23 protein-coding genes are annotated in these 23739 nt (G+C 64.7%); 9 read left to right on the top strand and 14 right to left on the bottom strand.

Going from position 1 to position 23739, the window contains the following annotated elements; translation table 11 throughout:
• Positions 1 to 22: 22 nt before the first annotated feature.
• The 3 genes from AB0L58_RS31930 to AB0L58_RS31920 all read left to right on the top strand — a co-directional run bounded on the left by AB0L58_RS31930 (position 23) and on the right by AB0L58_RS31920 (position 4542).
• On the top strand, positions 23 to 1750 hold the full coding sequence (locus AB0L58_RS31930) for a 3-deoxy-7-phosphoheptulonate synthase (protein ID WP_364392536.1): 1728 nt from the start codon (positions 23 to 25) through the stop codon (positions 1748 to 1750).
• A 30-nt stretch (positions 1751 to 1780) separates the two neighbouring features.
• Positions 1781 to 3019 (top strand): cation:proton antiporter, encoded by a 1239-nt coding sequence (locus tag AB0L58_RS31925; protein ID WP_364392533.1) that lies wholly within the window; start codon positions 1781 to 1783, stop codon positions 3017 to 3019.
• A 233-nt stretch (positions 3020 to 3252) separates the two neighbouring features.
• Entirely contained in the window at positions 3253 to 4542 is a 1290-nt protein-coding gene (locus tag AB0L58_RS31920) for a cytochrome P450 (protein WP_364392531.1), read from the top strand.
• Between the two features lie 66 nt (positions 4543 to 4608).
• Here the strand turns inward: AB0L58_RS31920 and AB0L58_RS31915 are convergent, their stop codons facing one another.
• The 4 genes from AB0L58_RS31915 to AB0L58_RS31900 all read right to left on the bottom strand — a co-directional run bounded on the left by AB0L58_RS31915 (position 4609) and on the right by AB0L58_RS31900 (position 9627).
• Positions 4609 to 5883, bottom strand: coding sequence for a cytochrome P450 (locus tag AB0L58_RS31915; RefSeq protein WP_364392528.1), 1275 nt, complete (start codon positions 5881 to 5883; stop codon positions 4609 to 4611).
• A gap of 344 nt (positions 5884 to 6227) precedes the next feature.
• Positions 6228 to 7151, bottom strand: coding sequence for a hypothetical protein (locus AB0L58_RS31910; protein ID WP_364392525.1), 924 nt, complete (start codon positions 7149 to 7151; stop codon positions 6228 to 6230).
• A 48-nt stretch (positions 7152 to 7199) separates the two neighbouring features.
• Positions 7200 to 7961 carry a DUF4239 domain-containing protein gene (locus tag AB0L58_RS31905; RefSeq protein ID WP_364392523.1) on the bottom strand — a complete coding sequence of 254 codons (762 nt, stop codon included), beginning with the start codon at positions 7959 to 7961 and terminating at the stop codon, positions 7200 to 7202.
• Between the two features lie 280 nt (positions 7962 to 8241).
• Positions 8242 to 9627, bottom strand: coding sequence for an MFS transporter (locus tag AB0L58_RS31900; RefSeq protein WP_364392521.1), 1386 nt, complete (start codon positions 9625 to 9627; stop codon positions 8242 to 8244).
• Positions 9628 to 9896: 269 nt separating this feature from the next.
• Here AB0L58_RS31900 and kdgD point away from each other — a divergent pair, with 269 nt between their 5' ends.
• Positions 9897 to 10811, top strand: a complete 915-nt coding sequence (gene kdgD, locus AB0L58_RS31895; protein WP_364392519.1) for a 5-dehydro-4-deoxyglucarate dehydratase — start codon at positions 9897 to 9899, stop codon at positions 10809 to 10811.
• 17 nt (positions 10812 to 10828) lie between these two features.
• A complete protein-coding gene (locus AB0L58_RS31890) occupies positions 10829 to 11962 on the top strand; it encodes a mandelate racemase/muconate lactonizing enzyme family protein (RefSeq protein WP_364392517.1) in 1134 nt (377 codons plus the stop codon).
• Positions 11963 to 12068: 106 nt separating this feature from the next.
• Here AB0L58_RS31890 and AB0L58_RS31885 read toward each other — a convergent pair whose 3' ends face one another.
• The 5 genes from AB0L58_RS31885 to AB0L58_RS31865 form a co-directional block, all read right to left on the bottom strand.
• Positions 12069 to 12512, bottom strand: a complete 444-nt coding sequence (locus AB0L58_RS31885; protein ID WP_364392515.1) for an SRPBCC domain-containing protein — start codon at positions 12510 to 12512, stop codon at positions 12069 to 12071.
• 28 nt (positions 12513 to 12540) lie between these two features.
• On the bottom strand, positions 12541 to 12885 hold the full coding sequence (locus tag AB0L58_RS31880) for a metalloregulator ArsR/SmtB family transcription factor (protein WP_364392513.1): 345 nt from the start codon (positions 12883 to 12885) through the stop codon (positions 12541 to 12543).
• Entirely contained in the window at positions 12882 to 13331 is a 450-nt protein-coding gene (locus AB0L58_RS31875) for an SRPBCC family protein (RefSeq protein WP_364392511.1), read from the bottom strand. The genes AB0L58_RS31880 and AB0L58_RS31875 overlap by 4 nt, the downstream gene beginning before the upstream one ends.
• Before the next feature lie 157 nt (positions 13332 to 13488).
• A complete protein-coding gene (locus tag AB0L58_RS31870; RefSeq protein WP_364392509.1) occupies positions 13489 to 14154 on the bottom strand; it encodes a VC0807 family protein in 666 nt (221 codons plus the stop codon).
• A 19-nt stretch (positions 14155 to 14173) separates the two neighbouring features.
• Positions 14174 to 14803 carry a TetR/AcrR family transcriptional regulator gene (locus tag AB0L58_RS31865; protein ID WP_364392507.1) on the bottom strand — a complete coding sequence of 210 codons (630 nt, stop codon included), beginning with the start codon at positions 14801 to 14803 and terminating at the stop codon, positions 14174 to 14176.
• 232 nt (positions 14804 to 15035) lie between these two features.
• Between AB0L58_RS31865 and AB0L58_RS31860 the strand changes: the two genes are divergently transcribed.
• From AB0L58_RS31860 to AB0L58_RS31845, 4 genes are all read left to right on the top strand, one after another.
• Positions 15036 to 15851 carry a GH-E family nuclease gene (locus AB0L58_RS31860; protein ID WP_364392505.1) on the top strand — a complete coding sequence of 272 codons (816 nt, stop codon included), beginning with the start codon at positions 15036 to 15038 and terminating at the stop codon, positions 15849 to 15851.
• 80 nt (positions 15852 to 15931) lie between these two features.
• Positions 15932 to 16498: a suppressor of fused domain protein gene (locus AB0L58_RS31855; protein ID WP_364392503.1), complete on the top strand. Its 567-nt coding sequence runs from the start codon at positions 15932 to 15934 to the stop codon at positions 16496 to 16498.
• A 34-nt stretch (positions 16499 to 16532) separates the two neighbouring features.
• Complete coding sequence (locus tag AB0L58_RS31850; protein ID WP_364392501.1) at positions 16533 to 18200, top strand: hypothetical protein; 1668 nt, start codon at positions 16533 to 16535, stop codon at positions 18198 to 18200.
• A gap of 85 nt (positions 18201 to 18285) precedes the next feature.
• Complete coding sequence (locus AB0L58_RS31845; protein ID WP_364392499.1) at positions 18286 to 19647, top strand: HEAT repeat domain-containing protein; 1362 nt, start codon at positions 18286 to 18288, stop codon at positions 19645 to 19647.
• Positions 19648 to 19768: 121 nt separating this feature from the next.
• On the opposite strand, the gene AB0L58_RS31840 is transcribed toward AB0L58_RS31845, so the two are convergent.
• From AB0L58_RS31840 to pgsA, 5 genes are all read right to left on the bottom strand, one after another.
• Complete coding sequence (locus AB0L58_RS31840; protein ID WP_364392497.1) at positions 19769 to 20662, bottom strand: hypothetical protein; 894 nt, start codon at positions 20660 to 20662, stop codon at positions 19769 to 19771.
• Between the two features lie 167 nt (positions 20663 to 20829).
• Positions 20830 to 21666, bottom strand: coding sequence for a phage shock protein PspA (pspA, locus tag AB0L58_RS31835; RefSeq protein ID WP_364392495.1), 837 nt, complete (start codon positions 21664 to 21666; stop codon positions 20830 to 20832).
• 201 nt (positions 21667 to 21867) lie between these two features.
• Positions 21868 to 22305, bottom strand: a complete 438-nt coding sequence (locus tag AB0L58_RS31830) for a helix-turn-helix transcriptional regulator (RefSeq protein WP_364392493.1) — start codon at positions 22303 to 22305, stop codon at positions 21868 to 21870.
• A 134-nt stretch (positions 22306 to 22439) separates the two neighbouring features.
• A complete protein-coding gene (locus AB0L58_RS31825; protein WP_364392491.1) occupies positions 22440 to 22934 on the bottom strand; it encodes a CinA family protein in 495 nt (164 codons plus the stop codon).
• Positions 22931 to 23587 carry a CDP-diacylglycerol--glycerol-3-phosphate 3-phosphatidyltransferase gene (gene pgsA, locus AB0L58_RS31820; protein ID WP_364392489.1) on the bottom strand — a complete coding sequence of 219 codons (657 nt, stop codon included), beginning with the start codon at positions 23585 to 23587 and terminating at the stop codon, positions 22931 to 22933. The genes AB0L58_RS31825 and pgsA overlap by 4 nt, the downstream gene beginning before the upstream one ends.
• Positions 23588 to 23739: the final 152 nt, after the last annotated feature.

The following is a 23739-nucleotide window of genomic DNA, read 5'->3' as shown; positions in this document are numbered from 1 at the left end:
CCACAGCGCGGAGTCGGTCCCGATGACTATCACGCGCTCCGACCCCGAACCACCGGGCGACCCCTCGGTCGGTGGTTCGGGTTCCCGGACAGCCACACAGCAGATCGCGCGATTCGACCATCCGCTCACCCGGATGCTGCTGGCCACCGACGGTTTCACCCAGCCGAGACTCGAGGCCATACTCGGCACGGATCTCCAGGTGCGGGTGCTGCGCCAGGACGAACTCGCCGCCGCGCAACTCCCTGCCACCGTCGCCGACGCCTTGCGATTGGCCGGTCCCGACCGCGTCATCGTCCGCCGCTCATGTCTGATCAATGCCGACATGGTGACCGCATCGGTGAACTATGTCGTGGCCGTGAGCGGTCCGGCCGCCGCCTCCGGCGCCGACGATGTACATGTGCCGATCGGACGCGGCTTGATCTCCCGGGGTGTATCCCAGCGACGACATGTGCTTCGGGCGGGCGTCACGCGTTGGCTCGATGGTCGCGTCTGTGCGGCCAAGGCGTACGTCATCATGCTCGGCGATCATCGGCCGCTGTGCTATATCCGCGAGATATTCAATCCCAGTGTCGTGCCGCCGGAACATGCCCCCATCTCGGATGAGGATCTGAGTTGGGCCGATGAACCGGAATACACCCGATCGCAACCGTCCCACCCCGCCACAGCACGCCGAGGTGGCTGCGATACCGAATCGCCGGACGGCAACGGGCCGTGTTCGCGAGCGCTGCCCACGCTGGTCCAGCCGCGCGAATGCGAGGCGCTCACCGCCGATCTGGCCGCCGCGGCGCGGGGGCAGGCATTCGTGGTGCATCTCGGCGCCCAAACCTCCGCCGCGGTCGATGTCGCGACACTGCCCGCCCGCCGTGCGCTGGCAATCTGTGCCGCCGCGGTCCTGAACCACGGACTCGACATGCCGATCGCAACCATCGGCCGATTGCGTTATAACGACGAATCATGCGGGGCACCAGCAGATTCCGATATTTCCTTTGGAAATCGACAGCCGGCGGAATACCCCCGGGTCGCAGGACAGCTCGAGAATTGGCGCGTCGCGAACCCACCCATCGCACGCTGTGTCGACATGCTGCGCCGCGCCGCGGACCGCTACCCGGCGTCGGTGGCACGTGATCTGCTCGTCGAGGTCGCCGCGATGCTGCCCATGGCGGCGAACGCACCGACAGCCTCCCGTGAACTGTACAGTTCCATTGCGCCCCTCCATATCTCGCGCATGGTCAGGTCCTGCGAGTCGGATGCGGCTCGAGGTCGGCCGACACGGCAGGAGTGGGACCGTTCGACCCAACTGCTGTGGATCGGCAACCGAAATCACGAATTCACGTCCAAGCATCTGTCCTTCGCCGCCGGGATCCGCAACCCACTGGCCGTAACGCTCGGCCCGACCGCAACACCGGACGATGTCGAGTTCCTATGTCGATACCTGAATCCCACGCGTCGGCCGGGTCGGCTCACACTGATCCCGGCGCTGTCCGGGACCCGTACCGCCACCGCACTTCCCGCATTGTTCGAGGCGGCCACCCGATGCGGCACCCCGGTGTGCTGGATGTGTGATCCGATGCACGCCGACGAACCCACCGCCGCGATCCGCGCATTCGTCAGCGCCTGTCGGATCACGGGCACCGCCCCGGCCGGCCTTCACCTCGACTGCGAAACCCGCGGTCGCCTCGACACCAGAATCGATACCGCACGGGCCTTGCACTGTGTCATCACCACACTGAACGCGATGTGGGCACACTGATCACGCCCGTCGATCGCGAGGGAGAAGCAAGTGCAAAGTAGTCAAATCGTCGTGGTCCTCATGGATCTCGTCCTCATCATGGCAGCGGCCCGAATCTTGGGGTGGCTGGCCGAGCGCGTCGGCCAGCCCGCGGTAATCGGGGAGATCACCGCCGGAATACTCGCGGGCCCGACCGTTCTGGGACCGCACCTGTCGAACATGCTGTTTCCACACGAGATCCGCTCATACCTGACCCTGCTCGCCAATGTGGGCGTCGCGGTGTTCATGTTCGTCGCCGGGTTGGAACTCGACCGCAGTGTATTCGCGGGCAACAGCCGTCGGTCGATCCCGGCGGTATCGCTGGCCGCCTACGCCGTGCCGTTCGTCCTGGGATGCGGCATTGCCGCGACCGCGCTCGCGCGGCACCGTACCGGTGACCTACCGAGTTTCACGCTATTCGTCGGCTGCGCGCTGGCGGTGACCGCATTTCCGGTATTGGCCCGGATCCTGCACGATCGTGGGCTGACGCGCACCGGAATCGGTCAGCTCAGCCTCGCCTGCGCGGCGCTGGTCGACATCTTCGCCTGGACGGCGCTGGCCGTCGTGCTCGCCGTCGCGCACCCCGGAACCGGCAGCCAGTGGCGACTGGGGCTGCTGGTACCCGTGGTCGCGGTGACGTGGTGGATCGTACGTCCGGCATTGGCGCGGCTGGCCGCGGCGGGCACCGAGCAGACGATGATCGTGGTCGGTGTCGGCGGCGCGCTGCTGCTCGGCGCGATCACCGAATGGATCGGACTGCATTTGATATTCGGTGCGTTCGCCTTCGGCGTGGTGTTCCCGCGCGCGCGACGCGAGGCGGTCGAATCCGGTGCCCGGATTCTGAGCTTGGTACTACTGCCCGGGTTCTTCGTCGTGGCGGGGCTCGCGGTCGATCTCGGGGCGATCGACCGGGCCGCCATCGGCGAGTTGGTAGTGATCATGGTGGTGGCCATCGCGGGCAAGCTCGGAAGCGTCTACGTGGCCGGGCGGCTGACCGGTCTGTCATCGCGGTCGGCGGCGGCACTGGCGGCCCTGCTGAACACCCGCGGCCTGACCGAACTCGTCATACTCAACGTCGGGCTCAGCACGGGACTCATTGGCTCACAACTGTATTCGGTACTGGTCGTGATGGCGTTGGTGACCACGGCGATGACGGCGCCGCTGCTGCGACTGATCGGGGCGTTCGAAACGCCACGGACCGATCCAGCCGCGCCGGTCACCCACTCGACCATCGGCGGTCGGGTCGAATAGTCGACGACGACACGCTCGAACCGACCGGGTCGCAACCAGGTTCGCCCGGCATCGCTGTCGGCCCGTTGCTATGTTGCTAGCGTGGGCAAGTCGCCAGGTTCCGTAAAGGTCCTACGAAAGGTGTGTCGTTTCGAACGCTCGACGACCGCACCGCTGACCGTGTTCGCCGAACCTGCCCGCGCCCAGTGATTCAGTCTTTGTCGAATTCTGTTCCACCGTTTGGAGTAACGTCTTTGACCACACCGCATTCCCCCACGTCCGAACCGCACACCGCCACGACCGGCGTTTGCCCCGTTCAGCACGGATCATCGAACATCACCGCAGACCGGATTCCGCTGTACACAGCGGAATTCGTCGCCGACCCGCACTACGCCTATGACGAGATGCGGCGTAAGTACGGCACGCTGGTTCCGATCGAGTTGGCCCCCGGAGTACCCGCGACGCTCGTGATCGGCTACTCGACCGCAGTGCGAATCCTGAACGACCCCAACCACTTTCCCGCCGACCCCCGCACCTGGCAGAGGACCGTCCCCGAGGACTGCCCGGTGCTGCCGATGATGGCCTGGTTTCCGGCCGCGCGATACAACGACGGGGCCACCCACGCCCGCTATCGAGACGCCTCCGTCGCGGGCATCGACGGAATCGATGTGCACGGGCTGCCTTCGATCATCGAACAGATCGCCATCCCGCTGATCAACACCTTCTGCAAGGCCGGGAACGCCAATCTGGTTACCCAGTACGCGTTCCCGCTCGTCCTCGGTGTCCTGAACCACATGGTCGGCTGCCCACCCGACATCGGGCAGCGGGTCGCGAACGGTATGGCGGCGCGCTTCGACACAGTCCGCAGCGCCCAGGGCATGGCGATGCTCAAGGAGGCCCTGCTGGAGCTGATCCAGCTCAAGCGCGAGCATCCCGGCGACGATGTCACCTCACGGCTGGCACACCACCCGGCGGCGCTCGACGACATCGAAATCTTCGCGCAACTGATGAGCTTCTACGGTGCCGGATTCGAAGCGCAGCGCAACCTGATCACGAATGCGCTGCTGCTGATGATCACCGACGACCGATTCAAATGCGCGGACGTCCTCGGCCGAAACCTCTCGACCATCACCGCGATCGACGAAGTTCTGTTCAACGACCCCCCCATGGCGAACTTCTGCACAACCTACCCACGCCAGCCGATCATGGTCGACGATATCTGGTTGCCCGCGGACCAACCGGTCGTCATCAGCCTCACCGGCTGCAATAACGACCCGGAGATCCGCGGCAACGAAGACGCCGACGGAACACGTCTCGGCAATCGCTCGCACCTGGCGTGGAGCGCCGGTCCACACAACTGCCCGGCCAAAGGCGTTGCGTACCTGACCGTTCAGTACGCCATCGATCAACTCTTCGACGCACTTCCCGATATCCAACTCGGGATACCCGAGGATCAGCTCGTCTGGCGACCGGGTCCTTTCCACCGTGCGATGGCCGCCTTCCCGGTTGTCTTCACACCGGCCGCGCCGATGAAAGTCATGTAGGTGTCGGCCGCCATGGCGAGGGCCGAGATCGACGATCTCGGCCCTCGGCGCGGCAGGACGCACATCTCAGGGCAGCGGAAACTCCGGGAACGGAGCGGACTTCGGGAAGACCACCGGCAGCGCGGTCAGCGCGCGGTGGAACGGCCCGGTGCGCCAGCCGAGTTCGGCGGCCGGACCGGCCAATTCGATCTCGGGCAGGGCATCGAGAAGTTGGTCGATCGCCTCCTGGGCGATCAGATACGCGGCGTCTTGTGCCGGGCACATGTGTGGTCCGGCACTGAAGGCCAGATGTGAACGATTGCCATCACGGTCGACGCCGTCGACGGCATTGACGGTCGGATCGCTGTTGCACGCCGCCACGCTGATCACGACCGGCTGGTGGGCGGGCAACCACACGCCATTGAGTAGAACCGGTTGGCGGGGGTAGGAAATGCAGTAGTTCGCCAGCGGCGGGTCGGTGAACAACACCTCATCGAGCGCGTCGCGGGTCGAGAGACTACCGCTGTGCATGCCCGCGGCGAACCGATCGTCGGTCAACATCAGCCGCAAAGCATTGCCGATGAGGTGGACCAGCGGCTCGACCCCGACCGCGTAATACGTCACCAGCTGCTGAATCACCTCCTCATCGGTCAGACCACTCGGATGGCGCATCAATCGAGTCGTGATGTCGGCACCGGGCTCCTCCCGCTTGCGATCGATGTGCAATCGCAGCGCCTCGTGCAGCATGCGGTCGCCCGCACCGATATCGGCCCCGGCATCGAACATGGCATCCAGCGCCGCCGCGAGTCGCGCGCCGATATCGGAATCGACGCCCAGCATGGTGTTCACGGCGGTGAACACCACGGGGAAGACGTAGCGTTGCAGCACATCAGCGTGCCCGTCCGCACAGAACTTGTTGATCAGCGGGATCGCGATCTGCTCGATCACCGCGTGCATGCCGAGCAGATCGACGTCATTGATTGCCGCGCTGGTGGACTCGCGATAGCGCTTGTGTTCCTGCCCGTCGGTGCGCAGGGCATTCTCCCGCCGCTTCATCATGCCGAGCACCGGGCACTCGGCCGGGATGTTTCGCTCCCAGGTCCGGGGGTCCGCCGGGAAATGGTCCGGATCGGTCAGAATGCGGATCGCGGTGTAGTAGCCGATCACCAGCGTGGCCGGTACGCCCGGGGCGAGATCCACCGGTACCAGTGAACCGAACTGTTTGCGCATCCGCCCATAGGCCTGGTGTGGGTCGGCGGCGAATTCGGGGGTGTACATCACGATGCGCGGCCCGGCCGCGATGCCCGGTGAGCCGCCAACCGAGGACCGTGATTCGGGCGGGTGATGTGTGTGCGTTGCCACAGATGAACTCCGAACTTTTGAAAACTAAAGAACGTTGACAATCGAGCAGACCCAGCACTGGCCTCGGTTACGTCACAGCTGCGAACTTCGGCAGGTTGATGACAACGGATTACGAACAAACTGCCCGCACGACTTCAGTCGCGCCGATCTGCCCCGCGTGGGCAGCACGTGTGGTGCGGTCATGAGCTGCCTGCCGGTTCCGCTCACGATCCAAATCCGTTGCCCCAGACCAGTTCTTGCGTGTCCGCCGTCATGATAGCCAACACTCATGAGACGCGCAGCCCCAACCGCCGTTCGAGCAAGCATTCGCCCGGGTTCAGCAGATCAGTGCTCCCCCGCGGGCATCATTCGGCTCGCCTGTTGCGCCCTACAGCAATCTTGCGAACCACGGTAAGGACGGTGACCACCATGATCGTCACCAGTTCCAGCAGGTTCCACGCGATCGGATCTTCCGGGACGGGTGCCGCCGCAGCCGGTGGTCGATGGGGCGTGGTACGGATCGGCGTTTCCGGGGCGATCGCGAGTGCCGGTGCGGCGGGGTCGAATTCCGGTGGGCTGACCGATGCGGCCGGTGCCGGTATCGGTGGCGGGGGCGCCGACGGGCCGAGTTGGAGGGGCATGCCGGGCACGGCGGGTTCGGGGGCCGGGAGTAGAAGCAGACAGGTCAGCAGTGCGCTGCCGGTCATCGCACTGCCGACGACGACGCTGCCGAGCCCGGATCCCGTCGGACCGACCGAACCGGTGCCGATGAGACCGGGGCCGACCGAACCGAGACCGAATACGCCACTGCCGGTCACCAGACCGAGCAGTATTGTCGCGCTGCCGATTACGGCACTGCCGGTGCAGGCGGATTGGACGCTGCCCGGGGCAAGGCCGAGTGAATCGCCCGCACCAGCCGTCACATCCGCACGGCCGCCGGCGGCCGAGTCATCGACGCCACTGTCGATTCCACCCGCGCCGCTCGCGGCATCCTGCTTCGCACCACCCGATGCTGCACCGCCGGTGGCGAGTTGCGCGCCGCCGGTGGCGGCACTTCTCGGCTCGAGATCCAGCACGCCACCGTAGGAACCGCTACCGGTCCCGAGATCCGCGGCCGCACTCCCGGTTCCGATTGCGTCGAAAGATGTGCTCCCCGTCGCGATATCGCCGACAACCGGCAACTCGGGCAGCAGCGAATCAGCGGCCGCCGGCCCACCCGTACAGAACAGCACCGCCGTAGCCGCGGCCGAACTCAGTGCGGCCCTTCGTGTTCGTACAACAAATGCCATGGTGCCGGTATCCCATCCGTCGCAGCTGCGCAGGTCTCGAGCGGCACGTCAGGTGATGTGCGCATAGCGGGAGATGGCATATTCGAAGGCGTCCTTCGGAACACTGTTGCCGCCGGAGAACGGCCGGTCGAGGTTGTAGATCGCCAGCACCGTCGTACCCACGACCACACCGAGCAGCGCGCTCATCAGCACACTGCGCTTGGTGACCTCAACACCCGACAGCACTCCGGTACACAACAGCAACACGGTGCCGAACCACAAAGCCGCATAAAGGAATACGGGCATCTGATAACTCGCGTCCATGGCCCGGTCCTGACGCGCGTCAGCGGCCGCATCCAGACTGGACATCGCACTGGTGCGCAGATCGGTGACGTCCGGATCCGTCGTATGCACCGACGCGACAGCATCACGCAGGCTGTCGAAGGTGTCCTGGGTGGGCTGACTCAACTGCCGATCCACCTGCATGACCGGCCACTCCCGGGTGAGCACCTGATCGGTGTAATCCCGTACCAGGCCCTGGATCTCACGGCGCTCCGGGTCCGGCATGGAATGCGCGGTCCAATACGTATCCACCAGCGCCTTCGCCTCGGCAACGGTGTGATTGCGCGCGTTGTCGTACTCCTGCCAGCAGATCACCACCACGAAGGCGACCACCGCCAGAAAGAGCGTGTTGATCAGTTCCAGTACCAGGGCCCCGGCCGCTTCCTCCTCGGTCGACACCCACGAATCCGGGCGCAGCCGATCCCCGATCACGAAGATGGCCACCGCGATAATCGCCGCCAGGACGGGCACGATGAATATCAACAGCATTGGCAACGCACCTCCCAGGACACTCCAACCAGATCTCCGCTCCATGACGCGGCTACCGAGAGCAACCTCGGCCCGCGTCAGCACATCGATCACCTGTTATTCGATGCCGAGGCCCGGATGGATGGTGTCCCAACGCATTCCGCGTGTCGCGAGGTGTGATGTCCGTGGCAGGTGCCGCTACTCAGCGGCCGTCGGTTGCCACGTGCAGATCCGACGTGGCCGGCGCGCCGCCCGTGAAATCGGGCGGCGGCACCGATTCAGAATGTTGCCGGGTGACGGATCAGGCGTCGAATTCGATACGACGGATGGTGCCCATACCGACGAGAGCGGCCACGGCGAGCAGCCCATGTGCCGAAACGAACCACAGCGCGGTATCGAACGAGCCGGTCGAGGAAACCAGATAGCCGATGACGATCGGGGTGACAATGCCCGCGATATTGCCGAAGGCATTCATGGTGGAGCTCACGAAGCTGACCGCCTGCGTCGGTGCGATATCCGTGGTGATTGCCCAGCCGAGGGAGCCGATGCCCTTGCCGAAGAAGGCCACGGTCAAAATCGCCACGATCACGGTGGTGCTGTCGCTGAAGTTGGACAGTGCGATGAGGGTCGCGAGCAGCATGCCAACGGCGGCCGGGATTTTGCGCGCCGCCGTCAGTGAACGGCCACGACGCAACAGAGCATCCGACACTATGCCACCCACCAGGCCGCCGATGAAGGCCGCCAGCGCGGGCAGTGCGGCGACGAATCCGACATGCACCAGCGAAAGGCCGCGGCCTTTGTTCAGATAGATCGGAAACCAGGTGATGAAGAAGTAGGTCAGTGCGTTGACCGCGTACTGGAAGACATAGACGCCCCACAGCGGCCGGGTGGAGAAGACACGCACGAGCATCCGCCGATCCAGCCGCGTGCGTCGAGTCGCGTTCTCGCCCTTGGTGGTATCGAGGTCGACCAGCGCGCCACCGGAGACGATCGTGTCGAGTTCGGCCTGGGTGACGCGGCGGTGCGCACGCGGCGGATACAGCCAGCGCCACCAGAATACGGCCAAGCTGAAGCCGAGCACGCCGAGCAGTACGAATACCCAGCGCCAGCCGAACTGGTTGGTGATCCAGGCCATTACCGGAGCGAACATCACGGTCGCGAAATACTGCGCCGAATTGAAAACCGCTGTTGCCCGGCCACGTTCGGCGGTCGGGAACCACATGGTCGAGACCCGCGCATTACCCGGAAAGGCCGGTGATTCGAATACCCCCAGCAGCAATCGCAATCCGAATACGATCGACAATGCGACCAGCACCGGGGTGGTGATCAGACCGACCAGGCTGGTCACCGCGGTGACCAGCGTCCACAATGCCAGGCTCGCCGCATAGACCCGCCGGGCGCCGAATCTGTCGAGCAGCATCCCGCCGGGCAATTGTGCGACGACATAGGCCCAGCTGAATGCCGAGAAGATATAGCCGAGCTGGATGGTGGAAAATCCGAGATCCGCCCGAACCGCGCTGCCCGTGATCGACAGGCTGCTGCGATCGGCATAATTGACGGCGGTGATGATGAACAACAGCCCGAGCACCAGATAGCGCGTGGGAATGCGACGACCGGGCCGCTGTTCGGTGGCTGCCGCCACGGCGCGGGTGCCGCCGTCGGCGGGCATAGTCTCACGTTTCAGCATCACTGTCCTCCTGTGACCGGCCGCGGTGTGTGTGTGCCGGATCACCCTGCAATGGGTGTGCAAGGAGGCTAAAGGCCGGAAGCGATACCCGTCGAACACCAATTCGGTATTGAGCGATACCCGAACGAGAGTGCGCCGATCGAACCCGGCATAGTCGGGAACCGATGCCATTCGAGTATCGGTTGATTTCCAAACAGTGTTGGACCGGCATCGGGCGCCGGACCTAATCTCCAGAGAAATCAGCAATTTCCGTTGCCAGGAGGATACCCGTGTCGCAGCTATCCGCCGAGGAATTGGGACCCGCGCTAGGGCGCGGATTGCTCTCCTTCCCGGTCACCCATTTCGACGCCGAACTGAACTTCGACGAGCGAGCCTATCGGGAGCACATCGGCTGGCTGTCCCGATATGAGGTCGCGGGCCTGTTCGCCGCCGGTGGCACGGGCGAAGGCTTCGCCCTGACCAGCGCGGAGATCGATCGCGTGGTGCGCGCCGCGGTAGCCGAGACCGCCGGACGGGTTCCGGTGATCGCGCCCGCGACGGCGGGCACCAGAATGGCGGTGGAACAAGCGCGGGCGGCCGAGGCGGCGGGGGCGGACGGAATCCTGCTACTGCCGCCGTATCTCGTGGAAGCAGCACCGGACGGCCTGGTCGAACATGTGGCCCAGGTATGTGCGGCGACCTCGCTCGGGGTGATCTTCTACAGCCGCGCCAATGCCGCCTGTGACGATGTGACCGTGGCACGGATGGCCGAGCGCAGCCCGAACCTCATCGGTTTCAAGGACGGCGTCGGCAACATCGAGTCGATGACGCGGATATACGCCCGGATGGGCGACCGGCTGACCTACATCGGCGGCCTGCCCACCGCGGAAACCTTCGCACTCCCCTACACCGAGATGGGTGTGACCACCTATTCCTCGGCGATCTTCAATTTCGCCCCCGAATTCGCGCTCGATTTCTATCGCGCGGTCCGCGCCCGCGATCGCGCGACCGTCTACGCGCATCTGCGCGACTTTGTCATCCCCTACCTCGACATCCGCGACCGCCGACCCGGCTACGCGGTATCGATCATCAAGGCCGGGCTCACCGCCGTCGGCAGACCATCCAGCCGGGTCCGCCCGCCGCTCACCGACCTCACCGAGGCCGAACTGGCCGAGTTGACCGCCCTCGTGAAGACAATCGCCTGACCCGAAGGACTCCCACCATGGATTCACCCATCCTCGACCGGATCACCGGCGTGAAGGTTTCGTCGGTCACCGTGCCCTTGCCCACCGGCATCAGCGATGCCAAGGTGCTGACCGGTCGGCAGCAGCCCATGACCGAAGTCGCCGTGCTCGTCGCCGAGATCAGCACCGAGGCCGGGCTCGAAGGTATCGGCATCAGCTATTCCAAACGCGCGGGCGGACCGGGCCAGTTCGCACATGCCCGCGAGATAGCGCCCGTGCTGCTGGGTGAGGACCCCAGCGATATCGCCAAGATCTGGGACAAGCTCATGTGGGCGGGCGCTTCGGTCGGTCGCAGTGGGCTGTCGGTGCAGGCGATCGCCGCCTTCGACGTCGCCCTGTGGGATCTGAAGGCCAAACGGGCCGGGTTGCCACTGGCGAAACTGCTAGGCGCCCACCGTGATTCGGTGCGCTGCTACAACACCTCCGGCGGCTTCCTGCACGCCCCCATCGAAGAGGTCCTCGACCGTGCCACGGCATCGTTGGAACACGGCATCGGTGGCATCAAAATCAAGGTCGGACACCCAGACAACGCCGTCGATCTCGCCCGCCTCACCGCGGTGCGCGAAAAACTCGGCGACCGAGTGCCGTTGATGGTCGATGCCAACCAGCAGTGGGACCGTCCGACCGCCCGCCGCATGTGCCGGGCCTTCGAACCGTTCAACCTGGTGTGGATCGAAGAACCCCTCGACGCCTACGACTTCGACGGCCACGCCCAACTCGCCACCGCATTCGACACCGCGATCGCCACCGGTGAGATGCTGACCAGCGTCGCCGAACACACCCAACTCATCGCCGCCCACGGCGCCGACATCGTGCAGCCGGACGCACCACGCGTCGGCGGCATCACCCAATTCCTGAAGGTGATGGCCCTAGCCGACAGCCAGAACCTGCAACTGGCACCACATTTCGCGATGGAAATCCACATCCACCTCGCCGCCGCGTACCCCAGAGAACCCTGGGTCGAACACTTCGAATGGTTCGATCCCCTCTTCGACGAGCGCCTCGACATCACCGACGGCCGCATGCACCTGTCCGGACGCCCCGGTCTCGGCATCACCCTCAGCGATCAAGCCCGCGCCTGGACCGTCGCCGAACACACCATCCACTCCTGATCGCCGCGGTTACCATGCACCGGCCCCGAGACCGAACGCCGGTGCATGGTGATCGCCTGTCCGATTCGGGTGCGCCGCGTCGTTCAGGTGATTGGAAACTACTGCGTCAGTTCCAGTTGTCGATCTTGACGTCGTGCGGATCCGGCGCACCTTTTCCGGTCTCCACCAACGACTTCAGGCTCAACAGGAAGACCGCCCACTTGGTGCTGCAGTGGTGCATGAATTCCACCGGCTCCTTCCAGCCTTCGTGTTCGAAGAGCACGACGGCGTAGTCCTCGACCTGCTGGAGGCTCCAGTCCACGTGCGTGCCGATCCACTCTTCGGGGCCTTCGATCACTTCCCACAGCACACGCTTGCCCGGGTCGAGCTCCAGAACCTTTATATCGAATCCACCGGCATCGAAACGGAATTGGAGTTCGCCACCGACGTCATTGCCCTTGCCCTGGGTGTTGGTCGCCCACCAGCCTGCGAGCCCTTCGACGGTAGTCAGGGCCGTATAGACCTCGGCCGTAGATGCTTCGATCGCGATTCTGTGCAGGATGTCTACCATTTTCGATCCTCTTCCCGGTGTCGGATTTTCACTGCTGCTGATCTTTTGTGCGCTGAATCGCCTCGGCGATCCGCTTGATGCGCCGGAGCCTGGCGTCCCACGCCGCCCCGACCGAGGACAATTGCGCGACCGCGCGGGCCAGCTGTGCCTCATCCACCCGATACCTCCGCTCCCGCCCCGCGGGCGTGGCGTGTACCAGACCGACGCGGTCGAGCACACCCAGATGTTTCGCGATGGCCTGCCGTGTCACGGGCAGCTGCTCGCTGAGGCTGGTGGCCGTGCCGGCACCGGCCGCCAAGAGCAGGTCGAGCATCCGCCGACGGGTCGGATCCCCGACCGCGGACCACAGATCGTCGTCGACGGTGCTGGTCACGGGGTCGACACCAGCCGCGCGATGTACTCGCCGAGTTGCGGAACGAACCTGTCCCAACCGGCGACGTGGTCGTTGTAGACCTCTTCCAACTTCGCCGCCTCCCAACCCATCTCGCGAAACCCGGTCTCGGTGAGCCGAATCCTGGTGCCCGCGCCCGACGGGGTGAGCTCGAAGATGACCAGTAGCGAGTCGGCGAGGTCGGCCGACCCCGCCGGATAGCACCAGCGGAACGAGAACAGCCGTGGCCGCTCGACGGTCACCACGGTGATCGGAGCGACGTGTTCGCGGTCGCCGAAGACGAGCTCGCCGACCGCACCGGGAGTCGCCTCGAAATCGGCCGCGTCGGACCACCATTCGCTGATATGTGCCGGACTGCTGACCACCTCGAAAACCACCTCGGGCGAGGCGTCGACGTAGATCTCGCGTTCGATGCTGCCGTACTCCATACGCTTCCTCCATGTGCAACATTTGGTTGCACATCACGCTAGCCGACCACCTTCGATAGCGCAACCATTGGTTGCATATTGGCGCGATCGGGCCTCCGGACAGCAGAGAACCCCGGCAAGACCATCGCGCACGGTCAGCCGGGGGATTCGTCGGTACTCAGACCTTCAGCCCGTGTCTGGTTACGTAGAAGTATTGGAAGGCGAAGAGGCCACCGAGGACGACGAGCCACTGCACGGTGCTCACCAGTGGCACCGAATCGACCGGGAGCGCGTAGGCGAGCACAACCCGCACCACGGCATCGAGCGCGAAGCCGAGACCCCACACCGCGGTCAGCACCCGCAGCTGGCCGCGAAACCGAGAGTCGCTGTCCCAGCGGGCATCCCACTGCCGATAGCCTTCTTCGCCGACCTTCACGGTGACAATCGTCCTGGCGGCACTGCGCATGAAGGGATGCTCGGTGAGCAGCGTGGCCAGCACCCACAAACCCAGCGCGCCGAAGATCCAACTGTCGCGCACCAACAGCGTGCGCGGATCACCGGTCACCATCGACATCGCCGTCCCCACCACGATCATGCTGAGCGTGAACAGTGCGACCATGTCGATGCGACGCTTCCGTAGCGCGCCGTGGGCGAGGAACGGCACGGTGAGCAGGGCGGGCGCGACCAGCGCCAGCCACGGATTCACTCCGGCCGCACGCAATGCGTAGTAACCCCCGAGCGGGAGTACCAGTTCGACAGTCAACTGACGCGCGAGGTGGCGGCGCACTGCGGCACGTTTCTGCCGCGGGGTGCGGTCGGTTGCAATCGTCTGCTGTTGATTCATGATTCGACTCCGGTCGGGATCAGGACTGCTTGCGAGTGGCATAGTCGAAGAGGTCGGCCAGTTCGCGGGCGCAGGCCGCGGTATCGAAGTCGGGGTCGACCGAGGCGCGGGCGATGGCCGCATCGAGTGCACCCCGCATGGCCATGACCATGATCTTGGGATCGAAGTCACGAAACACCCCGGCCCGCTGCGCATCTCGGATGCGCTCCTCTTGGATACGGCCGAAATCGGCCAGATGCTCACCTAGACCGAATGCCTGCGGATCACCCGTAGGCGCATTCGCGATAATGCTGGACAACGCCCGCAGATGTCCGGGGTACTCGTCCAGCAGTGCCAGATTGGCGGCGAAGTGCAGGCGCAGCCGAGTCGTGTAGTCGACCTCTCCGTCGAGCTTGTTGCTCACGAATTCCAAAGCCACGCGCATGATTTCGGCGACAACCGCACGGATCAGATCATCCTTGCCCCGGAAGTGGTAGGAGATCAAGCCGGTGCTGCTCAGCCCCGCCTGTTCGGCGATCTTCGCGAACGAGGCATTCGGATAGCCGTGCTCGGCGACCACCGCGATCGCCGCGTTCACAATCTGCGCGCGACGCGCGGTCTCGGTGAAGGTCCGCTCGTCTTGCTTGGCTGACCTACTTCTTGCTTGCATGAGCAAACCATAGATCGCTTTGCTCGGGCGAGCAAGAGTCGACCTGGACAAGCAAACCGGAGGACACTTCCCAAGAGTGGGAAATTCCTCTATCAGATGTATTCTATTATGTTCGGCAACTCGAAGTTGAAAGTTGATAATCTACGTCGATTGCTGACGGAGACTCGGCGACCGCGCCGATCGGAGGGGACAGTAACATGGAAAATATTCAGGCACTCTTGGGCGGCTAATTATGATAGCCGACGAGATGGTATTGCTGGGGTTGCGCCTGGTGAAGGGCCTCGACGAGGTCACACCTGCCATACGAAAACCCCTGGTAAATACGGTCACGGAACTGCGTACCGGCAACTTACAGTATATTCACTACGATCAGCTGAAAACTCCGGATCAGTTCAGGTGGAAAGCGCGTACCGGCACACCGCCGGCGAGTCCGATAAACAGCAAACCGGCGCATATCACCGGAAAGCTCAACGACTGGGTATACGAGAATAAACGCCCGGGTTTTCCCGCCAAAACCAAGAATGATGTGTTCAAGAATGCGGAGCAGCTGGCCGACGGCAGGTTGCTTTGCGATACGACGAAGGTTCCGGTCGATGTGATACGGAAGCCCAATGGTGAACCCCAGTATTTCGAGCTCAACAATAAGGGCCACGCAAAGAAGGCTGCGGCGCCGGAATCGTATAAGGAATGGAAGGCGAAGAACGAGGTCGGCCCGACCGAGGCATCCGTCGTCAATGGTAATGAAGCATTCACCAAGCCAGCGCCCTACAAGGCCGACATAGGCCACCCCGAAGGTGGCGAAAATTGGCGCTTGCAGCAATTCGCGATTTACCACAAGATCGACGAGGCAGGCTACAAGGATGCGTACGTCAACCTGCCCGAATTTCGCTTCGAGGAGCGGAGCGCGAATCGAGGTCACGGCCACGAGTCCACGGAACCGGGTTACGGTATCTACGCCCAACTGGCCGAGAAATATCCGCCGCTACCAGGAGCACCCGACCCCACGACGATTGTCAAAGGGCTCAAAAAGCCGGGAAGCGGCCCATGATCGTGCGTCAGCGAGGCTGCCGGTAGCGGTATGATCGGCGCGACAACTCCTGGACATCCGGCATAAGCGAAGGGTAACTCTTGACCTCAGCAAGCCAATTCCCGAATCTGCTCGAGCACAACAGCGAGCATCTCGGAAAATTTCGCTACGCCGAACCGGCCGAGATCGAGGGCCGGAACCGGGGCTACGACCTCATCTTCTACGATAACGACGAACATCCGGTCACGTCGGTGATCACCAACGGCTTGCGTTTTCATGAAATGCCGTCACTATTGCCCGAGGAACTTGTCTGCACATTGAATACCGGACAAGAAGGATTTTCCCACTACATTGTCGGAATTATCGCTGATCTGATATTGCGAAATCAGCGGGGAATAGAGTACGATTCCATTCTGGTCAATGACACCCCATTGATCACGGAGACGAAAATTCATGGTGTCCTGGGCTATCCCAGCCCCTTTTTCGGTGACGAATTCGACCTGTTGCGCAATTCCGACGGGAAGCCGGTGCTGCAACTGATCACCCTCCTGCCCATAACGCGACAGGAAGCCGAGTTCGCGGATGAGAACAGCCCGGACGAACTGTGGGAGATTTGGGCGGAGAACCGGACGGATCTCCTGGATATCAACCGGGGGTCCGCGGTATAGACATGTATGGGTCCGCAAGGTTCGGGTGGTGTAGATGCCTATCGAAATGCCGCACGAGGCAGCACTCTTCCTGAATTTATGCGGTATTCCGTATCCGGACATCAACGAAGATGATGTGCGGAGGCTCGGCGAGCACGTTCGCGAATTCGCCGGGAATGTCCAGCAGACACACGAATCCGCCACCGGTGCCATCAAGGATATGGGATCGGTCTATTCGGGGTATGCGTACGAACAGTTGATCTCGGTCTGGGCGCATATGAGTAGGACCCACATGGCGGATCTCGACACGGCCTGCAAGGTGGTGGCCGGGGCACTGGATATCGCCGCCGATGTGATCACCGTCGTGAAGGTTGCGGTACTCACCGAGCTGGCGGCGCTGGCACTGAGTTACGCCGCCATCATCGCGACGCCCGCGGGTCCGGCAACCGCTCCCCTGCTGGCCACCGCGGCGCGCCGGATATGCGATCAGATGCAGCAGAATCTGATCGCATATCTGATCGCCGAGGTGGCCATGAAGGCCATCGAACCGCTCGAACACACCATCGACGACATCATCAAAGGCGTCGTCTATGACGCGGCGAGCGATGCGTTGGGAGTTCCGCCAGCACGCGGTTCGGCCGACCTGCCGCTGCACATCGAACCCGATGAAGTGCTGCGTTACTCCAACCTGCTCGAAGAGCACGCCAACGACCTCATGCGCCATGCCGAGAACTTCCGCGATCAGGTCTCGAAGCTCGACTTCACCACCAAGGGCCCCGACGCTCCCGACAACTCGGATGTTCCTGAGCGCGGCGCAAGCGATCTGCCATCGACCCGAACCGATTTCGACCGACCGTTTCCTACGAGTGGTGTCGACTCGCCGCACCGGTCGGCCGACGGGTCGACCGCCAACCATCCAGGTCCAGCAGACGTCCGGGCAACCAATGCCGGTCACGAGATCTCCGACAAACCCGCCCCCGGTGCCGAAAACCCAGCCAAAGTCAGGGATGGCCAGCACCCGAACACGGCGGACACCGCATCGGCGTCCCGAGCAGGTCTCTCGAATCCGATGAGTGCGCCAACCGGTGAGATGGCGGGCGCAACCACACCGGGCGGAGTCGAGGATTCGACACCGAATGAGCAGATATCTCTTCGCGGCGGTACGACAGACTCCCCGGCGACCGAGCCCTCGGCGGCCGCATCCCAGTCGGTCGGGCAACCCGACGGTCGTATCGATACCCACGAATCCGGCCCGATCACACTCGGCAGCCGAGCAGACAGCGATCTCGGCGCAACAACTGCCAGCGGGTCAGCCCACTTCGTGCCACAAGCCGTCGGACCGACGGGCCAGTCGGAACCGGCGACCCCATGGACGGCCGCCCCCGGGGCATCGGCTCCCCGCCCGACCTCCGGTAAACCGGCTGCGCGCAAGATATCTCGTCCCGCTGCCGACCGACCGACCGAGCTCGAGCTGACCGACCGCAAGCCGGTCACCTCCCCTTGGTCGACCACCCGCCGGTCGATCCGCCCACCCAAGGTGACGGCACCGACCACCACACGCCCCAGCCCATGGGTGCGGACCGACCGCAAATCGGAATCGGATCAGGATACGAACGAACCGGAAACCCAGTCTGCCGAAACGGAATCCAACATCCCTGCGACACCGGAACCGCCGGCCATCAGCGCATCGGCCGCCGAGGACCGCCCACGCCCACGCACCTAGCGCGTATTTCGAAGTGGCTCGATCACTACTCGGGGTCGGCTGCAGATTGTCGAGTTCGGCCGCGGTGAATGGTAGGAACGGATGCATGGAGCTACCAGCTGCTGTAGTCGGGCTTGCCGATGCTGATCTCCGCGCGAAAGCAGTCGAGACGATAGTGGCCGCAGGTGATGATCTGATCGAGCCGATACTGTGGGAGCTGCTGGATCCAGCCGCTCGGGTCGACCGTGTGGGCGGTATCGCGGTGCTGCGGCGGTTCGGACCGGTTGCCTACCGCGCGGTGATCGAGCAACTTGCGATTGCGGAGACCCCGGACGCCGTCGAGTTGTGCTGTCAGGTATTGGATATCGCGGCAGCGTCGGACACCGCGAGATACGCGCTCGAGATGGTCTGCATTGAGGATCCGAAGGTACGCGCGGACAGCGCCTTCGTACTCGGCTACCGCCGCCGTCGTGAATATGCGCCCTTGCTGGTACCGCTACTCGCGGATCCGGAACAGCGGGTGCGTGACGAGGCGATCAGCGCGTTCGGTCGCCTGGGTCGGTCCGCGGTGCCGTTGCTGCGCCGGGTCCGAGACTCTCGGATGCCCGAGCGGCGGTATGCGCTGGCGGCGCTCACCCAGATCGGCTGGGATACACCCGAACCACGCGACCTGGCGGTGCTGGCCCGATGGATGCGGGCCAAGATCGCGGCAGATGTTCCCGAACCCTTTGTCCCGCAAGATGGATGGTATGCCGTCCGAACCACGGACCGGGCCGCGGTACTGGAGGCGTTCGAGTTGTCCGATCCGGTTGCGGTGACCTGGTCGATAGGTACCGACATCTGGCGGGGCCACGACTCGAGACACAGCCGCACCGCTTACGAAGAACATGCCGATTGCGCGCGGATGTATGTGAGTCCGGTGCTCGAAGGCTGGATCCTGGTGTTCGGCACATCCGTGGCCGCCGAGGAACTCGATCGCCACGATCATGAGATGAGCCGGATGCTCGACATCGATGCCGACTACACCCCGGACGGACGCGAGCACCAGGAACGGCAGGCCCGCTGTGCGGCGCTGAGTGAGCGGTTCGGGCAGGCGCATTGGTACGGCCAGAACTACGAAAGCGGCTGCGGTGACTGGTGGGGCTGGTGCCTGGCAGAGCACGGCGAGGTCATGCGCTACTACTACCGTGACCGCAACGAACATGCCGACCCGATTCGGGTCGGCCAGGGACATGCGGCGGAGAACGGCCTGCCGTTCGACTCGACCGAGATCGAAGACCGCTCGGCCCGCGACGGGTGCCAGCAGCAGGACGGGATTCCCGACACAGTAAGACCGATGCTCATTGCCGGACGTACCTCGGTCGATCCGTCACGGATCGACACGAACACCCGTGCACAGGGGCACGGTGTGCTGGCACTGACCGCGTGCGGGCGGCGCCTGGGGCACCGCGGCGCAGGCGGCACGTAAGAGGCAGCCGTTTCAGAGCTATTGTTCGATGGCGGCGATGTGACCAGCTGCATTGCGGCAGCGGCGCTATCGCCCGGCATTGCCTCGGCCCCGCGGGGGCCGAGAGCACGGTGTTCGCTGGTCAGCTCCGCTGTGGGGGCAGGGAAGTGGGTGCGTGCTGGTCGGCCACCTCGGTGAGGGCTTGCGCCCACCCATCGAGGCGGTCGGCCGCATCGCGCAGATCGGCGACGATGGTGTCGAAATTGTGCCGCAGCACCGCGCTTTCGGGAACCGCGAGAATCCGCCCGGCCGCGGCGACCACCTGTTCGTACTCGGCGACGCCGCTATCGAGGCGGCCGAGCGCGAATTGCATATTCTCGGTAAGACCAACGGCAGCAACAGATTTCGAGCGGCCTATGGCGCCGAGTGCCTGTTCCATCGCGGTGATATCGGCGGCCAGCGCGTGCAGTGCGGCCGCACCCGAGCCCGCGGTTTCGATCATGTCGACGAGTTCGTCTTCGGGGAGGCGATTCGAGCGGGCGATCTGCGTGCCGAGCCCATGTAATGCCTTCTCCGCGCGAACCAGGCGAGAAATCGGCCCACGCGCGCAGGACCACGGCGGTGGCTGTTTGCGCGGCATGAAGACCGCCTGCGGCAGCGGCGCGCCGCGCATTCGGAGGTAGCGGCGGGCGCTCAGCGCGGTGCCGGTGACCAGTGCCACCGCTCCCCCGCCGACCACGACCACGGCCCACACCGGTGCCGAAATCACCATCAACCCAACGGTTCCCGCGGTGGTGAGACCGCCGACCGTGCCCAATTGGAAGCTGCGGCGGCGAGCCCGGCGACGCTTGCGCAACTCCCGCTCACGCGGATCCGCCCAGCGCCGCACCGCCACCAGCGCATGTTCGCCGACCTCGCGCAGGCTTTCGGGCAGGCTCCCCGGCTGTGGTGCCAGAGCCGCCTGTGCGCGTACCAGCGCGGCACCGCGACGACGACCGCCACCCTTACCTTGTTCGCGAGGTCCCTGCGGGCTCATCGCTCTCCTCCAGGGCACGCGTTCGGCGCGACCAACGGTGGCCGGACAGGCAGGGCCCGAGCATGACCGACGGCCGACCCGCCAGGTACCCGTGCCTTGTCTTCCACCGAACCAGTCCTCGCCGAACTGTAATTACTTCGAACGCTGTATCTACCTCGAACGACGGGCTACTGCTGCGCGGTCTGACCCTTGTTCATCTGCGGCTGCGGCTGCGCCGGATTCGCCTGCGCCGCACCCGGATTGATCGCCGGCGCGGTCGCACCACCGGCGGGCAGCGCATCACCGCGCATCGAGGCGCGGATCTGCTCGAGCTTGCTGTGTCCGGCCATCTGGATGCTGGCCTGCTGCACCTCGAGCATCCGGCCCTGCACCGAATTGCCCGCGAGTTCGGCGGCACCCAGCGCATTCGCGTAGCGGCGCTCGATCTTCTCGCGCACGGCATCCAGGCTCGGCGTGGTGCCGGGCGCGGACAGCGTCGAATCCATCTGCTGCAGCGATGCCGAGACCTGCTCCTGCATCTTGGCCTGCTCCAGCTGGCTGAGCAGCTTGGTGCGCTCGGCGACCTTCTGCTGCAAGAGCATCGCGTTCTGCTCGACCGCCTTCTTGGCCTGCGCGGCCGCCTGCAGCGACTGGTCGTGCAGCACCTTGAGGTCCTCGACGGCCTGCTCGGCGGTGACCAACTGCGCGGCGAATGCCTCAGCGGCGTTGGTGTACTGGATCGCCTTCTCGGTATCACCGGCCGCGGCGGCCTGGTCGGCCAGCAGGACCGCCTGACGCGCGTTGGCATTGAGCTTCTCGACATCGTCGAGCTGACGGTTCAGCTTCATCTCCAGCTGACGCTGGTTGCCGATGACCGATGCGGCCTGCTGCGAGAGGGCCTGATGCTGACGCTGAGCTTCCTCGATAGCCTGCTGAATCTGGACCTTCGGATCCGCATGCTCCTCGATCTTCGAATCGAAGAGGGCCATCAGATATTTCCAGGCCTTGACGAACGGATTAGCCATCGATTGATCCCGCCTCCATAAGATGCGCCGCGCTTTACCGCGACTCTAGTGCGCGACCGTCACGCACCCGATATGTGCCTATCCTCCACCATGTGGCACCCGGGCCGGGCGAACCCGGCCCAACCGACGCCTGTACAGAATCTATCCGCTTTCGGCACCGGTGCGCAGCGTCGGCCGCGGACGCCACCTCTCGTCCGTCGATCAGTTGCTTTTCACCAGGACCAGCATGTCGGCCTTGGGCGCTGGAATGACGATCCGGGTGTCCTCGGCGATCTGCGGGCGAGCACCGGCCACCGACATCGTCGCGGTCGCGGGCTCCGGTGTGGCCTCGGCCGGCTCGGCCGCGGCGGTCCGCTCGGCCTCGGGCGCGTCGACGGTCTGGGCGGGCGCGGCGGCGGGCAGTCCGTCGGCACCGGCCATGATCGTGCTCACATCCCACAGCACCCGCGACAGCGGCACATCCAGGGCCGCGCAGATGGCGGCGAGCAGTTCGCTGGAGGCCTCTTTGCGGCCACGCTCGACCTCCGACAGATATCCCAGGCTCACGCGCGCCGAGGTGGAGACCTCACGCAGGGTCCGGTTCTGGGCGAGACGAGCACGCCGCAGACTGTCCCCGATCGCCTCTCGCAGCAGCGTCATGTCGTTCTCCTTAGCTCCCAGTAACCGGGTCCGCGGGGCGCCTACCAGCGCTGCGCACGCCGTCCTTTCTGGCACAACGTCGAACAGGGGCCGGTTGGTTCCCGCGGTGGCAAACCAGGCGCCGAAGCACCCGGCTAGTGGTCGCCTCCCACGATACGACGCAACTCCCGTACCGCGCTGTGGGTAGCGCCGATTCGGATCGCCCACCGGTCACCGTCCAGTTTCAGCCGCATGACCTCGGTATGTCCGGGCCCTGCCAGTCCCAAGAAGACCGTGCCGACGGCATGCCCACCTTGGGATTCGGGTCCGGCGACGCCGGTCAATCCGATTCCCCAATCCGCGCCGCAGCGCAGCCGCGCACCGACGGCCAACTCCTCGGCGGTGCTCGCGGCGACCGGTCCCTCGGTCGCGAGCACTTCGTCACTGACACCGGCGAGGCTGTGCTTGAGTTCCGTCGCGTAGACGACCAGTCCGCCGCGCAGCACCGCACTCGCACCCGGAACCCCGGCGATAGTCGCCGCGAGCAGACCCGCGGTCAGTGATTCCGCGGTCGCCACCGTCTGCTGCGCGATACCCAGCTCACGGACCAATTCGACGACGGGCGCTCCGGTTGTCAACGGATCGGTCATGCGCCGCGCGTCCGGCCCGGACCTCCCGCGAGCCACACCCGCGCCGCCTGCCCCACATAGTCCAGACCGGTGATGACCGTCAGTGCGACGGCCACATACATCAATGCCATGCCCGCCGTGGCGAATCCGCCGTGCAGCGGCAACAGCAGTACGGCGATCGCGACGGACTGCACCAGCGTCTTCAATTTGCCCCCCCGTCCGGCCGGAATCACCCCGCGCCGCACCACCACCAGCCGCAGCAACGTGATCCCGATCTCACGACCGCAGATGACCAGGGTGATCCACCACGCGAGATCGCCGAGCATCGAAAGCCCGATCACCGCCGAACCGATCAGCGCCTTGTCCGCGATCGGATCGGCGAGTTTGCCGAAATCGGTGACCAGGCCGTATTTGCGTGCCAATTGCCCGTCGAAGCGATCGGTGATCGCGGCGATGCCGAACAGTGCGGCGGCCGCGATCCGCCAGCCGGTCTCCTGGCCGCCGCCAGTGAACAGCGCGAGCACGAACAGCGGCACCAGCGCGATGCGCAGCATGGTCAGCACATTCGCGATATTCATCAGCGGGACGACGGGATCGGCCTGGGCGGGCGCGAATCCGGTGCGGACCGCGGGTTCGCCCCAGCGTCGATCGACCTCTTCGGGCTGCACGCTCACGCCTCCGCCTCGCTGGCGCTCGGCTCCGGCGCGTGCGTGCACGACTGTGACATGGCTCGCTCGCTGCGCTCCCGAACAGCCTCCACCTCGCCGGCGCTCAGCTCCGGCGCGTGCGTGCACGACTGTGACATGGCTCGCTCGCTGCGCTCCCG

The organism is Nocardia sp. NPDC052112 (genome assembly GCF_040680135.1).
Classification (GTDB): domain Bacteria; phylum Actinomycetota; class Actinomycetes; order Mycobacteriales; family Mycobacteriaceae; genus Nocardia.
This window is presented reverse-complemented; position numbering and strand designations above follow the sequence as displayed.